Below are 14,639 nucleotides of genomic sequence, written 5' to 3'. Positions count from 1 at the left end.
TCCTCGCGGCTTCTCGCGGCTCCGCTCGGCTGCTTCCCGCGCGGCCGATTTCTTCGTTTCCAGGAGTCCCGGCACTGACGTCATCGGCGACCTTCTATCGATCGAGGAGCTGGACATGCTGACGCTTTCGTACCGACGCAGGATCCGTTCCTGGCCGGCAGAGTCTCAACGGCCTTGACCGGAAAGGACAACGGCTTTTTAGGTGGTGAGGTTTTTGGTGGTGCGGATGGTGCTGAGGGTGAGGGTGAGGGGTGCGAGGAGGGCGAGGATGCAGCCGGTGAGGAGGGCGTTGCGGGTTCCGAGGGTGTCGGCGGTGGTGCCGCCGAGGAGTGCGCCGATGGGGAGGGCTCCCCAGGTGAAGAAGCGGACGGATGCGATGACGCGGGGGAGGAGGTGGGGTGGGGTGACGGTTTGGCGGTGGGTGCGGGTGAGGATGCTGAGGATGGTGATGCCGGCGGCGAATCCGGCTTGGCCGAGGGCGAAGACGGGGGCTGTCCAGGTGGTGTGGGCGAGGGGCATGCACAGGGCGGTGACGGCTCCTGCGGTGGTTGCTGCCAGGACGGTGCGTGCGGTGCCGGCTCTGGCGGCGAGGCGGGTGGTGATCGCGGCTCCCGCGAGGGCTCCTACGCCGTCGCTGGCGAGGACGAGTCCGACGGTTCCTGCGGAGAGTCCGGAGGTTCGGAGCAGGAAGACGGGTGCGATGGCCAGGATCACGCCGGAGGAGAGGTTGAGGGCGGTGGATGCCATGACGCAGGGGCGTATCACTGGGTGGTGGAGGACGAATCTTATGCCTTCTTTGATCTGTTTCGTGTAGGGCTCGTGGTGGTGTGCGGGGGGGCGGGGTGTTTCTGCGGGGACTCGGCCCAGGAGGGTCGCGGACAGCAGGTAGCTGACTGCGTCGGTGAGGAGGCTGGTGGCTGCGCCGAGTGTCTGTACCAGGAGGCCGCCCAGTGACGGGCCGGCGAGTTGGGTTGTTGCCATGGTTCCGGAGATGAGGCTGTTGCGGGCGGTCAGTTCTTCTTTGCTGACGATGGAGGGGAGGTAGGCGGTGTTGGCGACGTCGAAGAGGATGTTGGCCAGGCTGATGAGGAGTCCGACCAGGACGAGTTGGGTGAGTGTCAGCATGTGCAGCCATGCTGCGAGGGGGACCGAGGCGATCAGTGCGGCTCGGGCCAGGTCCATGGTGACTTGGAGGCGCCGCATCGGGAAGTGCTGGACGATGACGCCGGCGGGCAGTCCGATGAGGACTGCGCCTGCGTAACTGGCGGCGGTGATGAGGCCGACGCCGAAGGCTGACGCGTCCAGGACGACGAGGGCGGTCAGCGGGAGGGCGACGGCAGTGATTCCGGATCCCAGGCTGCTGGTGCCCGAGGCGGCCCAGAAGTACCAGAATCCTGAGCGCGACGAGGAGCCGCTGTGCACCGTGGTGGTCTCGGGGCCGGTCGTCATGGCAGGATTCCAATCCTTTTGTTCTCTGGCCTGGGATGGTTTGGCGTGGGCCGGCGTCTTTGCCGCCGGCTACGTGGTGTGCCGGGCGAACACCGTGCCGTTGTGGGGGAGTTCGCAAAAGAGGTTCCGGCGGCTGGGGCGGCCGGGCAGTGAGTTGCTGCTGTACGGCTCTTCCCCCTGCCCGTGGGATGGTCGGTCCCGGCTGTGAAGGGTGTCCGGGACGAGTGGCCCGTCCTGGTTCCCGGGTGTCCTGGCCCTCCTGCACGCCCCCCGCCCTCTGCACGCCCACCCCCTGTCGGCCCCTCCTGTGCACCTGCCGCCCTGTTCGTGCACTTGTCCTCCTGTGCGCCCCTGCGGTGCACCTGCGGCTCTGCCCGCCCGCCCCGGCGCACCCACCTGTCGGCCTCTCCCGTGTACTTGCCGCCGTGTTCGTGCGCTTGTCCTGCTGTGCGCCCCTGCGGTGCACCTGCGGCTCTGCACGCCCGCCCCGGCGCACCCACCTGTCGGCTCCTCGTGTGTACTTGCCGCGCTATTGGTGCGCTTGCCCTGCTGCAGGCGCGCACCTGTGCACTTGCTGCCCTGTACGTGCGCTTGCCCTCCTGCGACGCTCTCCCGCCTGCCGCCCTGCACGCGCACCTGTCCTCCTGCACGCCCTGCCGTCTGCGCGTCTGTCCTCTTGCACGCCCACCGCATGTACATCTGCGCATCTCCATGTCGATCGGCCGGTTCGGGGTGGAGGAGGCCGTGGTGGTGGGGTGGGTGGCGGATTGCGGCTCGTGCAGAGGCCGAGGTGTCGTCGGTGTGGCCGTGGGCGTGGGCGTGGGCGTGGTTGTGGGTGTGTGGCGGGGTCTGCGGTGGGGTGGGTGTGGTGCGGATGTTGCGGTGGGGTGGGTGAAGGGGCCGTGGCGGCATCTCAGGTCGCCTGGTCGGTTCCGCCGCGTGCGTCCACCCTGTCCCTGTCCCTGTCCCTGTGTCGTGGCGGTGGGCTGCGTTTCGCTGGGTGTGATGAGGGGCGGGCGGTGCGGGTCAGGGGGAGGTGCGGATTGGTGCAGGCCGGGGAGTTCGTGCCTGGGGGCTGTGTGCCGTTGTGTGTTGTTGTTGGGTGGTGGTGTGCGGGGTGCGGGTGTCTGGTTTTTGTGGGCGGGGTTCAGACTGTTCGGGTGCCCTGTGGGCGTGCTCTGAGTTGGAATTCCAGGTGGGAGATGGCTTTCCTTGCGGCTGTCAGTGCGGTGTCGGGGGTGTCTCCCAGTGCTCGGGCGGATGCCAGCCGGGAGTCGGAGTCGGCAGTTGCGCTGATTGTTGTGCCGGGCTGGGCGAGGACCGATACTTCGGTGACGCCTGGCACGGTGGTTGCTTTGTCCGTTCCGATGACTGCTTCGAGGACGCCGGCTGTATCGATCGAGGCGAACCAGATGGAGGAGGCCCGGGTCGGGCGGTCGGGGGCGCCGAGGGCGGCCCGGATTTTGGGTAGGACCTGTTCGCCCAGCGCCTGGCGGACCGTGCAGTCGTCGATGTCGACACCGGTGGCGTCCAGAGTCAGGTCCGGGATTTTGTCGCCGCCCACGCGTACGTGCGTCTCGATCAGGCGCGGGCCTCGGCCGGTGAGGACGATCTCGGTGTGTGTGGGTCCGTTGCACACTCCGATGGATGCGAGGATCCGCTTCACGTACGTTTCGATGTCCCTGCGGTGTTCGCCGGGGAGGTCGGCGGGTGATACGTGGCCGAGCTCGACGAATTTCACCGGGTCGGAGTATTTGCGGGTGACGCCCACTACCTCGTGTTCGCCGTATTCGGAGAACGCTTCGACGCTGAACTGCGGACCGTCGAGGAATTCCTCGACCAGCACGCCCGTGCCGGCCGGGCCGGGGTTGTTTCCGCCGGCCCACTCGAAGGCGTGTTCCAGATCGCTTTCGGAGGTGACTTTGCTGACTCCCACGCTGCCCGCGTTGCATACCGGTTTCACGATGCAGGGCAGGCCGTGCTGCCGTACGAAGGCGCGTAGTTCGTCGAGGTTTTCGACTTGTGCCGAGGGTGTGCTGTCGATGCCTTTGTCGCGGAGCCAGGCGCGCATCGCGGCTTTGTCGTGGGCCAGGTTCACGGTGTGCGGGCTGTGTGCGGCCAGTCCCAGGGCCTGGGCTATCGCCGCGTAGGGGAACTGGTCCGACTCGCCGAACGAGGCGATGTGGGTGAACGGGTCGACCTTGTGCACGGCCATGGCCAGGTCGATCCATTCCTGCTCGGGGGCCTTTTTGTGCAGGCAGATGACCCGGGCGTTCTCACCGGGCTCGCGGACCCGGCCGATGTAGGTGATGTCGCAGATGATCGTGGTCCGGGCTGCGGGCTCGGCGCGGCGGATGCGGGAGGGGAAGTCGCGTCCTGGGCCGACGATCAGAACGTGCTCGGACATGGTCTGTCTCCTTTGTGACTGGTTCGCATGGGTGGCCGGGCCCGTGTGGGAGCCGCGTGGGGTTGAGGAACGAGGGCGCCGAGCGCGTTTTCGAGGCCGGCCCCGGCCCCACTCGACCGGCCCCGGCCCCACTCGACCGGCCCCGGCCCCACTCGACCGGCCCCGGCCCCGGCGCCTGGCCCCGACGTCTGGCCCCGGCCCCGGTCCCGGTCCCGGTCCCGGTCCCGGTCCCGGTCCCGGTCCCGGGACCGGGCCCGGCCCCGGGCTTGGGCTTGGGCTTGGGCTTGGGCTTGGGCTTGGGCTTGGGCCGGGCATGTCCTGTTCGGCTCAATGAGCTGCAGAGTCCTGCGGTACGTGCCGGTTCACGGGCGCGGGCACCTCTGGGGCGCTGTTGCTTCTTTGCCCGGCAACGGCGAGGGAGCAGTCGGCGGTTGGGTGTCAGCCGGTCTTGTGGCGTGCGCCGCCCTCGATGTGGATCGTCTCGCCGGACACGAAGCCCGCACGCAGGAGCCACATCACCGTCTCGACGACGTCGTCGCTCTCGCCGTGGCGTCCCACGAAGGTCCCGCCCGCGCTCTTGCTCAGCAGGGCGCTCTTCTTGTCACCGAGGCGGTCCCATGCGCCCGAGTCCACGACACCGGGGGAGACGGCATTGACCCGTACCGGCGCCAGGTCCGCCGCCAGGTGGCGCGCGGCGTACTCGACCGCACCGTTGGTGACCCCCTTGACGAGTGATCCCGGCCCGGGGCGCCAGCCGACCACACCGGAGAACAGCACCATCGACCCGGTCGGCCGCAGGACCGGCGCGAAGTGTTTGGCCACCAGCATCGGGCCGACCACCTTCGCCGTGAACGCAGCCAGCAGCCTGTCGCGATCCAGCTCGGTGGCGCGCACATCGTGCGGCGCCGAACCGGTCGTCACGATGTGGTCGACTCCGTCGTTCAGCTGTTGTGCCGCGGCCGCGAGCGTCGACTCGTCCTGCAGATCGACCCGCACCGCTGTGGCGCCGATCTCGTTCGCCAGCGCCTGGGCCGCACCCAGATCGCGGGCACCGACGACCACGTCGTACCCGTCCTTGACCGCACGCCTCGCCACGGCCGCGCCCAGCGCCCGTGCACCGCCGATGACCAGGATCCGCTCCATGCGGCTCACTCCCTCTCGTAGGATCAGGTACAACGGTATGGATTTGATACCGGTATCTTCAACGAAACTGGGAGCGGCGATGGGTACGGCGTACAACGTGATGGCAGCGACCTGCCCGAGCCGCACGGTGCTGCACCGTATCGGCGCCCGCTGGACCGTGTTCGTCGTCAACGCCCTGGACGGCGGACCTCGCCGCTTCAGCGAACTGAAGGGGCACATCCGGGGCATCACCCCCAAGGCCCTCACCGAGACTCTGCGCTCCCTGGAAGCCGACGGACTGATCAGCCGCCGCGAGTACGAGGAGAACCCGCCCCGTGTCGAGTACGCCCTGACACCGCTGGGCCGCTCCCTGCTCATCCCCCTGCGCGCCGTACGGCTCTGGGCCGAGAAGCATGTCCCGGACATCGAGGTGGCCCGGGCCCGACAGCCGCTTGTCTGACCCGTGGGCGGGCTGGCGGGATGAACCGGGCGGCAGGGCCACCACCCGCGACGAGGCGGGCGCAGGCGGGTCACACCGCCCACCACCCATGGCGAGGCGGGCGCAGGCGGGTCACAACAGCCCACCACCCGTGGCGAGGCGGGTCACACCGCCCTCCACCCGCGACGAGGCGGGCGCAGGCGTCACACTGCCGCCGCCACCCGCGAGGAGGCGGTTCACGCCGCCTACCGGAGCGCCGGCCTGCCCGGCCGGGGCTCTCTTTGTCTTCGCGCGGGGCTTTCGGGCCTGGCCGTGAACGCACGCGTGCACCCGGCCGGCACCAGCGGTGTCCGACGTGCTGCGGACAGCGTTCGTGAACACACTGGAGCACAAGGCCCGTTGCAGCCGCGCCCTGAAGAAGAACCGGCCCTTTCGTGCCGGCCCTTTCGGACCTGTCCCTCCCGCCGGCCGCGGGCCGAGCAGGCCGCAAAGGGCAGGCCTGCTCGGCCTGCTGCCGGCGGGACGTGCCGGGGCCCCTGCACGCCCTGTCTGGGCCTGAGTTGCCCGTGGCGCCGCCCACGACCAGGACATCAACACAACGCCGCGGACACGGCGAGAACCGCTGCCGAGCAGGTGGTCACAACCTGGAGCGCAGATACCACCTCGAAAGAGATCCCGGCCCGGCGCGTGAAATCAGGAAGCCCAAGGATTCTCACCCGCCCCGTCCCGCCCCGTCCCGCCCCGTCCCGCCCCGTCCCGCCCCGTCCCGCCCCGTCCCGCCCCGTCCCGCCCCGTCCCGTCCCGCCCCGTCCCGCCCCGTCCTGCTCCGCTCGCCCCGTGCCGCGTAGCGGCACAGCAACGAACCGGAAGGCCCACGGTCTTCGGGGCAATCCCGCGGAGCATGTCAACGTCCAGACACTCATGACACCACGCGCCGCCGTCTGCGTGCCCGTTCGAAGGATGTCGATGACCCAGCACCATCAGCCGGCCCCGGCCCCGGCCCCGGCTTTCGCCCATGCCCAGGACGGCACCGCACTGGCCTACCAGCACCGTGGGCAGGGTCCGCCGTTGGTGCTGCTCGCCGGGCAGGCGAACGACCACCACTGGTGGGACGGCGTCCGTGAGGACTTCCACACCGTGCGCTCCACGATCACCCTGGACCTGCGCGGCACGGGCGACAGCGACAAGCCCGAAGGCCCTTATTCCATCGACCAGTTCGCGGACGACGTCGTCGCGGTCCTGAACGCGCTCGGTATCGAGCGGGCCGACGTGTACGGCACCTCGATGGGCGGCCGGGTCGCGCAGTCGCTCGCGATCCGCCATCCGGAGCGGATCCGCCGGCTGGTCCTGGGCTGCACCTCCCCGGGCGGCCCGCACGCCGTGGAACGCGACGCATCGGTACGGCGTTCCCTTGCACAGCCGGACCCGCAGGCCGTACGCCGGGCGCTGGCCGACCTGATGTACTCACCCCATTGGCAGGCCGCTCACCCCGGCCCCTACCGCACCCTCGGCGACCCGCGGATGCCTGCCCACGCCCGCCGCGCCCACCTCATCGCCAGCAACGGGCACGACGCCTGGAGCGAACTGCCGCGCGTTGCGGCACCCACCCTGATCCTCCACGGCGACCAGGACCGGCTGACCCCGCCGGACAACCTCCCGCTGCTCGCCTCCCGTATCCCCGGTGCCCGCACCCACCTCTTCCCGGGCGCCCGGCACGCCTACTTCGAGGAGTGCCGGGAGGAGGCGGGGACACTGGTGCGCGAATTCCTCCTCGAGGAGGGGTGAGGGTGGCCGCCAGTACCCTCCCGCCGTCCGTATACGCCGGGGCTCGGGCCGTGGTCCGGTGCGGGCCGCGCGGAGAACGCCTCGCGCGCAGGCAATCTGCCGCCGGTCGCCCTCGGGGAGCTGCGGGACGACGATTGGGCGCGCGGGCAGTGTGTCGAGCCGGCCGAGCACACGCTCGGCATTCGACGGTGACCGGTGACGGCGCAGAACGCGGAGCCTGACAAGCAACGCCAGGGGCCCGGCCACGTCCGGCGCGCTCCGCACCGGGCGATCCGACTGCACAGGCCCCACCGCACAGGCCCACCGTAGAGGTCCCACACAAGGAAAGGGGACGCGCAGCCTGTCCCTCCCCTCGCAGCGCGAAGTCCGTGAACGCTGTGAACGCTGGCGGCGTCGGGGGTCATGGGTCCGGGCAACGGACCTGTACGCCTGGGGTATTACGCGTCTCGTGAGGGTGCCGCACGCATCGTGACCGGGGCTCCGGAGAAAGGGGGGGCCTGTTCCGGCTGCTCAGGAAGCGAGGCCGACGTACTGGGCGTAGAGGGCGGCCTGGGTGCGGTGGGTGGCGCCGATCTTGAAGTAGATGCTGCTGAGATGGTTCTTCACGGTCTTCTCGGATATGTCGAGCCGTCGGGAGATGAGCCGGTTGCTCAACCCCTGGGCCAGCAGGCCGAGTACGCCCCGCTCCCGGGCGGTCAGGGCGGGGCTGTCGGACGGAGCGGCTTCCCCGGGGTCGGTCAGGCCGACGTACTGGGCGTAGAGGGCGGCCTGGGTGCGGTGGGTGGCGCCGATCTTGAAGTAGATGCTGCTGAGATGGTTCTTCACGGTCTTCTCGGATATGTCGAGCCGTCGGGAGATCAGCCGGTTACTCAGTCCCTTGGCCAGCAGGCCGAGGACGTCCAACTCCCGGTAGGTGAGGTTTACGGGCGGTCCCTCTTCCACGTTTCGCCTCCTCCTTGCTTCTCTGAAAGGGCATGAGAAAAAACGTCCAAGGACTTCATTCCGCGGAACACGAGGTTTCAGGAGCCCGGGGGCGGCGGCTCCGGGCGGCAGCAGGGCGGCGGCCTCCCTACCGGCCTCCTCCGGTCAAGCTATGCCTTGTGATCGCACAGGCATGCAGCTCATGAGCCGGGCTTGAGCGGTTCCGGGCTGCGCCTCGAGCGAGCGTCAAGGGGACGCCGTCACCGGCCGGATTTGTGCCGCTCTGCCGTCACGCCACCGATTCTTCGCGGCGTTTCCATGTTTACCCGCGAATAATGTGGTGCGCGTACACGGGGGAGACTGCACGGACGACATGCCCACGGGAGATTTACTGCGATCTGCCGGGACCCGGAATTCATGGCGAGATTTACCGAAGAGTGGATACAGGGTCGCGCGCCGACCTCGCATGCGGCTCACAAAGACAGGCCGGCCGGCCCGGTGTTCGTCCGGGCGAGGGGAGAGCGGTGCGCCGGCGGCTTCGCCCGGAGCCGGTCGACAGCCCGAAGAGGTGTCCTCGATGAGCGCGACGCGTACCCGCCGGTCCTACCGGGGCCCTGCGATGCGAACGCCAGGGCTGGCTGCTCGCGCCGGCGGAAGCAACGGCGTGCGCATCGATCCAGCACGGCGGATCGAACTCCGGTTCAGCCGCTGCAGCAATGACCGAGCGCCGGGCGGGCGGGCCGGTGCGGCGCGGGGGACAGGGACGGATTGCCGGGGTCCGCCCCGGGCCGGTGCGGCGCCGACGAGACCGTCGCCGCCTGGCGCACGATCCCCGAACACGCCGACCTGCCCGCCGGGCTGCGCCTGACGCGGCAGAACCTGCCCTCCTGGACCGCTGCCGGATCCAGGGCCATGGCATCCGCCGACGGGGCGTCCGGCGACGGGGCGTCCGCCGACGGGGCGTCCGGCGTCGGCTACGTTCTGGCCGATGCGTCCGGAGGCCGGCCGCGGGTGGCCCTCGTCGCCACCGGCGGTGACGTACCGTCCGCTCTGGATGCCCGCGCCGTCCTGGAGGGCGAAGGCACTGCGCCCTGTGGCCTGTCGAAACTCCGCCCCGAGCGGCACCAGGACCAGGACCAGGGCCAGGGCGAGGGCCAGGGCGAGGGCCAGGGCGAGGGCCATGGCGAGGGCGAGGACCAGGCCCAAGACCAAGACGAGGGCGAGGACCAGGATCAGGGCGAGGACCCGGCCCAGGACCAGGGCGAGGATCAGGGCGGGGGACAACCGCGACACCGTCCTGCCGGCCGCTGTCCACGCCCGTGTCTACGCCGCGGCGGGCAGCGTGCTCGGCCGGTACGCCTGGTGGGCCGCCGCGGGGAGGCGGTGAGCCTCAAGGGCTTCGGCGCGCCGGCCCGCTTGTGGACCCTGTACGGGCGGCTGGGCCTGCCCGCGCGGCGGGTCGCGGTCGCTGCCCGCTCCGGCCTCGACCGCAAATGGACTCGGTCCGACCCGCCACCTACCGCCCCGCTTCTGCGAAGCGGGGCGGTAGGTGGCGGGTCTGCGACGTGGGGAGCTACGAGGCGGGGTCTGCGACGCTGGGGTCTGTGATGGGGGCCTCACACCCGCCAGTCACCGGCGATCTTCAGCAGGTGGTCGTTCTCCTCGGGGGTGCCGATGGTGATCCGCACTCCCTCGTCGCCGAAGGGGCGCACCATGACTCCCGCCGCCTCGCACGCGGCGGCGAACGCCGGTGTGTGCGGACCGAGGCGCAGCCAGACGAAGTTGGCCTGGCTCACAGGAACGCTCCAGCCCGCGGCCCGTAGCGCACGGGTGACCCGGGCGCGCTCGGCCACCAGGATCTGCACCCGTTCCATCAGCTCGGGTTCCGCTTTCAGCGAGGCCCGTGCGGCGGCCTGGGCGAGTCCGCTGACACCGAAGGGCACGGTGCAGGCCCGCAGTGCGGCCGCGACCGGCGGATGCGCGACCGCGTAGCCGACACGCAGCCGTGCCAGCCCGTACGCCTTGGAGAAGGTGCGCAGAACGGCGACGTTGGGACTGTCGCGGTAGAGCGCGATGCCGTCGGGTACATCGGTGTCGTCGACGAACTCGCGGTACGCCTCGTCGAGCACCACCAGCACGTCGTCGGGCACCCGGTCGAGGAAGCGCTTGAGTTCACCGCGGTGCACGGCTGTGCCGGTCGGGTTGTTGGGGTTGCACACGAGGATCAGGCGGGTGCGGTCCGTCACCGCATCGGCCATGGCCTCCAGATCGTGCCGCTCCTCACGCAGCGGAATCTGTACGGGAGTCGCCCCGGTGGCCCAGACGAGCAGCGGGTAGGCCTCGAACGAGCGCCAGGCGAAGAGTACTTCGTCGCCGTCGCCGGCCGCGGCGCGCAGCAGGTCCCTGGTGACCCCGAGGGATCCGGTGCCGGGCACGAGGTGCTCCGGGGGCACTGCGAGGCCTGCGGACAGGTCCGCGACCAGTTCACTGCTTCTCGCATCGGGGTAGCGGTTGACGCGCCCCAGCTCCTCGCGCATCGCGGCGAGGACCGACGGCAGCGGGGGGTAGGGGTTCTCGTTCGATGACAGCTTGTCCACCAGGTCGCTGGGAGCGGTCCGGCCGGGGACGTAGCGAGGCAACCCGGAGACATCGGCGCGCAGCCGGGGGACAGGCGGAGGGGGCATCGACGGGACTTCCTGGACGGGGGGACGCGGGCGGTGGTGCGGGGGCGCCGTTCAACCGGGGGCACCCGGGCTCCCGGGCACCCGGGCTCCCGGGGTTCCGGGGTTCCGGAACCCCGGGCCCTGGGGTGCGACGGGGCGCGCGGGCGTGAGGATCCCGCCCGCGCGCCGACATCGCTGCCAGGGTCAGCTGACGGCCTCGGCGGGTGTCTTTACCTCCTCGACGGCCGCGGTCCGTACGCCTGCCTTGGCGAACTCCTCCATGAAGGTGGGGAAGGACAGCTTGACGTCTTCGAAGCCCGAGAACCGGTTCGCGGACTGCATCCGCAGGCCTGCCACGAACAGCGACATGAAGATGCGGTGGTCGCCCCAGCTGGACAGGGTCACTCCGCCGGGGTACGACCGTGCGCCGCGGACCACGAAGCCGTCGCAGACCCCGTCGTCGTACAGGACCTCGATGTCCACGCCCGCGCGGGTCAGTTCGGCGGCCATGGCCTCGATGCGGGACGCCTTGTGGAAGCGGGTGAGACGTCCGCCGGTCACCCGCAGGCTGCCCTGCACGTACGCCCCGAGGGCGGCGAGGGTGGGCACGATGTTGGGGCAGTCCCGCACATCCACCTCGAAGTCACCGCACATGCTGCCGGGCGGGTTGTCGACGGTCAGTGACGAGGTGGCCCGGTCGAAGGTGACGCTCACCCCGAGCTGCTCCAGGATCGGGACGATCGCGAACTCGCCCTGCATGCTGTCGCCGTAGATGTTGCTCAGGACGGTTTGGCCCGGGAAGAGCGCGGCGGCGGCCAGCAGGTAGGAGGCCGAGGTGTAGTCCTCGCGTACGGTGACGTCCAGCGCCTGGTAGACGGAGGGCTCCACCTGGTAGTGGCGCATGTCCTCCGACGCGGAGACCTTGATTCCCGCCTCGGTCAGGCTCGCGAGAGTCTGCCGGATGTAGGACTGGGAGAAGACCTCGCCCGTCACCTCGATCTCCACCGGGCCTTCGGCCAGCGGCGCGGCGAACAGGATGGCGGTGATGAACTGCGAACTGATGTCGCCCGGCAGCTGGCAGGTGCCGCCCTTCAGGCCGCGTCCCCAGTTGATGACCGGGGCCTTGTTCTCGCTGACGATCGACTCGATGTCCGCGCCGAGTTCGCGCAGCGCCTGCAGCAGAGGCTCCATCACGCGGTTGCGCAGGGTCGCGTCGCCCGTCACCACGACCGGCGACGGCATGACGGAAGCCAGCGCCGTCACGATGCGGAACACCAGGCCCGAGCCGCGGGACTGGATGACGCGCCCGATGGGCGGGAACGTCTGTCCGATGCCCTGGATCTCCAGGTATCCGTCGTGCTCGGTTATCTTGGCACCGAAGGCACGGCAGGCGTTCTTCATGGTCTCCGTCTCATCGCAACGGAGATCGTTGAAAACCCGTGAAGTGCCCTCGGCCAACGTGCCGGTCAGAATTGCCCGTTGCGTCTCCGGTTTCGAAGAAGGGACGCGGAACGTTCCGGAAAAAGAATCAACCGGATCAACCCTCAGCAGCATCCTCGTATCTCCTGTTTCCCATCATTCGCCGTCTGATGCTTTTGCAAGCGATGTCGCTTTGACGTCCGGGCCGGCGGTAGCCACGGAGCGAGAACATGTCATCCCACCGCTTGGCGCTTCGATGCCGGGCGGCAGTTCGGGGAAAGCCTTCTGGCGTACACGACAGCCCTCATCCGACGGTGGGGGCGCGATATGAATTCTGTGTCCCGGTGCGGCGTGCGGGCAATAGGTCCATCTGCCCATGGCATTTCAGGCATAAAGGGGTCCGGGCCCTCTTGCGCCGCGAGCGTGCTGCCCCGCCGGCGGACATGGGATGCCCCCGGCCGGAGCCGGAGCCGGAGCCGGAGCCGGAGCCGGAGCCGGAGCCGGAGCCGGAGCCGGAGCCGGAGCCAAGGCCGGGGCAAGGGCCAGTGCCAGGGCCGGGACGAAGGCCAGGACGAAGGCAGGGACCAGTGCCGGGGCAAGGGCAGGGGCAGGGGCCAGGGCAGGGATCAGAGCCGGGGCAAGGACCATGGCCGGGGCCAGGACCGCAGTCGGCGGTGGGGGAGGGACCCGGGGCGAGGGTGGAGGCGGTGGCAGTGGGTGTGCCGTGGTGGCTCGCGCGCCAGGGGATGCGGCTCCCCCGATCCGCCCGGGCCGTCGGGGGAACTGGTCCGGAAGGCCGGCCGCGCGGGTTGAGCCGGCGCGAAAGCGGGCGGACGGGTCATCGCGCCGTGTGCAGACCCTCGCTGCCGCGGGGGAGGACTGCCTCCGGCAGGTGCGCTCGTAGCCGTGCGCGCCCGGAGGCTGTAGAGCTCTCGTCGACGCGGGCCGCAGGGCACTGGCCCGACGTGCCGGCCGCGGTCGTGGCGGGGCTGCTCGTGCTGGTTGCCGGCATCGTGCGGAGCGGTCCGTACGGGTCGGGGCCGCCCGGGCCTGATACCGCTGGGCGTCCCGGTCCTTACTCAGGCCAGGAACCGGAAGGACTGCTCGTAATAGACCATGGGGGCCCCCGCGTCCCCGCCCAGGCGCACGCCCGACACCCGGCCGATCAGGATCGTGTGGTCCCCGGCCGGGTACTGGGCGTGCACCTCGCAGTCCAGCTCGGCGAGCGCGCCCGCGACTGCCGGCAGTCCGCCGGGCGTGGGGGACAGGCCGTCCGATGCGAACTTGTCGGCTCCCTTGGTCGCGAACTGCACTGCCAGCGGCTTGTGTTCGGTCCCCAGCACGCTCACCGCGAAGTGCCCGCAGGAGGTGAACGCCTCGAAGGAGTCGGCCGAGTTCGCCAGACAGACCAGGATCAGCGGCGGGCGCAGCGACACCGAGCAGAACGACGTCGCCGTGAAGCCGCGCGGCACACCGCCGTCGCCCAGAGTCGTCACGACCACGACACCGGCTGCGAACCGGGCCATCGCCGCCCGGAAGTCCTCGGAGCTCGCCCGTCGTACCGTCTGCGTCGCTTCCGTCATGGCAGCACCACCACCTGTCCTGCGAAATTCAGTCCGGTTTCGAAGCCCAGCTGCAGGGCCGTGTCCCCGCCGCGCGCGGCACTGGCGATATCCGCGGAGCGAGCACATGTCATCCCACCGCTCGGCGCCTTGATGTCGGGGCGGCAGTTCGGAAAAGGCCTTCTGGCACGCACGACAGCCCTCCTTCGGCGGTGGGGGCGCGATAGGGATTCTGTGTCCCGTGCGGCGTGCGGGCAATAGGTCCATCTGCCCATGGCATTTACGGCATAAGGGTCCGGGCCGCTCTGTGCCGCCGAGGCGGTCAGTTACCTCACCGGGGCCGGTGGCCGGGCCGTCATCAACGCAACGGCCGACGGCGGATGCCCCGGGGGAGGGGACCTTTCGGGGATGGTGTCGTGCTCCTTGTGCCCGGCCGGGAGTTCGCCCCGGCCGGGAGTTCACTCCGGCCGGGTTCGCGGCGGTGTGGAATGGCCGGTGCCTGGGCGCCCGCCTCGCCCGCGATCACGGTGGTCCGGCCGGCGGTGCGGCTCTGGCGCCGGGGTGTTCCGTGCAGTGCGGTCGTTGCGGTTGCCGGGCCCGGGACGGCGGGCCCGGGCCCCGGACGGCGGCAGCGGCGAGCCGGGTGCCGGCGTCGCCGGCGCCTGGTGGTTGGCCCAGTACCTGTGGATGCCTTGACCGCTCGGGCGACCGCATGTCAGGAGTGGGAACCGGTGTGCCTCCACCATCGGCATGGTGTGCCGGAAACCTCTGCACGGTGTGTGCCTCCCCCTCTGCACGGCGTCCGTGCGGAACTGCTTGCGAGGCTGCAAGGGCGAGTGGCGGGCCGAGGAGGTCGGTGATGCGCCTGGCGG

General features: G+C 70.3%; 10 protein-coding genes. 2 read left to right on the top strand and 8 right to left on the bottom strand.

The features are described 5' to 3' along the window. Positions 1–198: 198 nt before the first annotated feature. The 3 genes from ABZS61_RS23320 to ABZS61_RS23310 form a co-directional block, all read right to left on the bottom strand. Entirely contained in the window at positions 199–1,449 is a 1,251-nt protein-coding gene (locus ABZS61_RS23320; RefSeq protein WP_356424421.1) for an MFS transporter, read from the bottom strand. Between the two features lie 1,147 nt (positions 1,450–2,596). Beyond that, positions 2,597–3,856, bottom strand: coding sequence for an ATP-grasp domain-containing protein (locus ABZS61_RS23315; RefSeq protein ID WP_356424418.1), 1,260 nt, complete (start codon positions 3,854–3,856; stop codon positions 2,597–2,599). Between the two features lie 438 nt (positions 3,857–4,294). Further along, positions 4,295–4,999, bottom strand: a complete 705-nt coding sequence (locus ABZS61_RS23310) for an SDR family oxidoreductase (protein WP_356424416.1) — start codon at positions 4,997–4,999, stop codon at positions 4,295–4,297. 79 nt (positions 5,000–5,078) lie between these two features. Between ABZS61_RS23310 and ABZS61_RS23305 the strand changes: the two genes are divergently transcribed. Together ABZS61_RS23305 and ABZS61_RS23300 are read left to right on the top strand one after the other, a co-directional pair. Further along, a complete protein-coding gene (locus ABZS61_RS23305) occupies positions 5,079–5,438 on the top strand; it encodes a helix-turn-helix domain-containing protein (RefSeq protein WP_356424413.1) in 360 nt (119 codons plus the stop codon). A 945-nt stretch (positions 5,439–6,383) separates the two neighbouring features. After that, complete coding sequence (locus tag ABZS61_RS23300; RefSeq protein ID WP_356424410.1) at positions 6,384–7,202, top strand: alpha/beta fold hydrolase; 819 nt, start codon at positions 6,384–6,386, stop codon at positions 7,200–7,202. A 510-nt stretch (positions 7,203–7,712) separates the two neighbouring features. Here the strand turns inward: ABZS61_RS23300 and ABZS61_RS23295 are convergent. From ABZS61_RS23295 to ABZS61_RS23275, 5 genes are all read right to left on the bottom strand, one after another. After that, a complete protein-coding gene (locus ABZS61_RS23295) occupies positions 7,713–8,144 on the bottom strand; it encodes a helix-turn-helix transcriptional regulator (RefSeq protein WP_356424407.1) in 432 nt (143 codons plus the stop codon). Between the two features lie 582 nt (positions 8,145–8,726). After that, complete coding sequence (locus tag ABZS61_RS23290; RefSeq protein WP_356424404.1) at positions 8,727–9,407, bottom strand: hypothetical protein; 681 nt, start codon at positions 9,405–9,407, stop codon at positions 8,727–8,729. A gap of 332 nt (positions 9,408–9,739) precedes the next feature. After that, positions 9,740–10,807 carry a histidinol-phosphate transaminase gene (hisC, locus tag ABZS61_RS23285; RefSeq protein WP_356424401.1) on the bottom strand — a complete coding sequence of 356 codons (1,068 nt, stop codon included), beginning with the start codon at positions 10,805–10,807 and terminating at the stop codon, positions 9,740–9,742. Between the two features lie 183 nt (positions 10,808–10,990). Then, positions 10,991–12,340: a 3-phosphoshikimate 1-carboxyvinyltransferase gene (aroA, locus tag ABZS61_RS23280; protein ID WP_356424398.1), complete on the bottom strand. Its 1,350-nt coding sequence runs from the start codon at positions 12,338–12,340 to the stop codon at positions 10,991–10,993. Between the two features lie 944 nt (positions 12,341–13,284). Continuing rightward, positions 13,285–13,788, bottom strand: coding sequence for a flavin reductase family protein (locus ABZS61_RS23275; protein WP_356424396.1), 504 nt, complete (start codon positions 13,786–13,788; stop codon positions 13,285–13,287). Between the last annotated feature and the right edge of the window lie 851 nt (positions 13,789–14,639).

Source organism: Streptomyces sp. NPDC005566 (assembly GCF_040605575.1).
Lineage (GTDB): Bacteria > Actinomycetota > Actinomycetes > Streptomycetales > Streptomycetaceae > Streptomyces.
This window is presented reverse-complemented; position numbering and strand designations above follow the sequence as displayed.

What these genes read in the sequence shown, in the direction of transcription:
- ABZS61_RS23320 (WP_356424421.1), bottom strand. Translation starts at nt 1,449, where the DNA reads ATGACGACCGGCCCCGAGACCACCACGGTGCACAGCGGCTCCTCGTCG.
- ABZS61_RS23315 (WP_356424418.1), bottom strand. Translation starts at nt 3,856, where the DNA reads ATGTCCGAGCACGTTCTGATCGTCGGCCCAGGACGCGACTTCCCCTCC.
- ABZS61_RS23310 (WP_356424416.1), bottom strand. Translation starts at nt 4,999, where the DNA reads ATGGAGCGGATCCTGGTCATCGGCGGTGCACGGGCGCTGGGCGCGGCC.
- ABZS61_RS23305 (WP_356424413.1), top strand. Translation starts at nt 5,079, where the DNA reads ATGGGTACGGCGTACAACGTGATGGCAGCGACCTGCCCGAGCCGCACG.
- ABZS61_RS23300 (WP_356424410.1), top strand. Translation starts at nt 6,384, where the DNA reads ATGACCCAGCACCATCAGCCGGCCCCGGCCCCGGCCCCGGCTTTCGCC.
- hisC (WP_356424401.1), bottom strand. Translation starts at nt 10,807, where the DNA reads ATGCCCCCTCCGCCTGTCCCCCGGCTGCGCGCCGATGTCTCCGGGTTG.
- aroA (WP_356424398.1), bottom strand. Translation starts at nt 12,340, where the DNA reads ATGCTGCTGAGGGTTGATCCGGTTGATTCTTTTTCCGGAACGTTCCGC.
- ABZS61_RS23275 (WP_356424396.1), bottom strand. Translation starts at nt 13,788, where the DNA reads ATGACGGAAGCGACGCAGACGGTACGACGGGCGAGCTCCGAGGACTTC.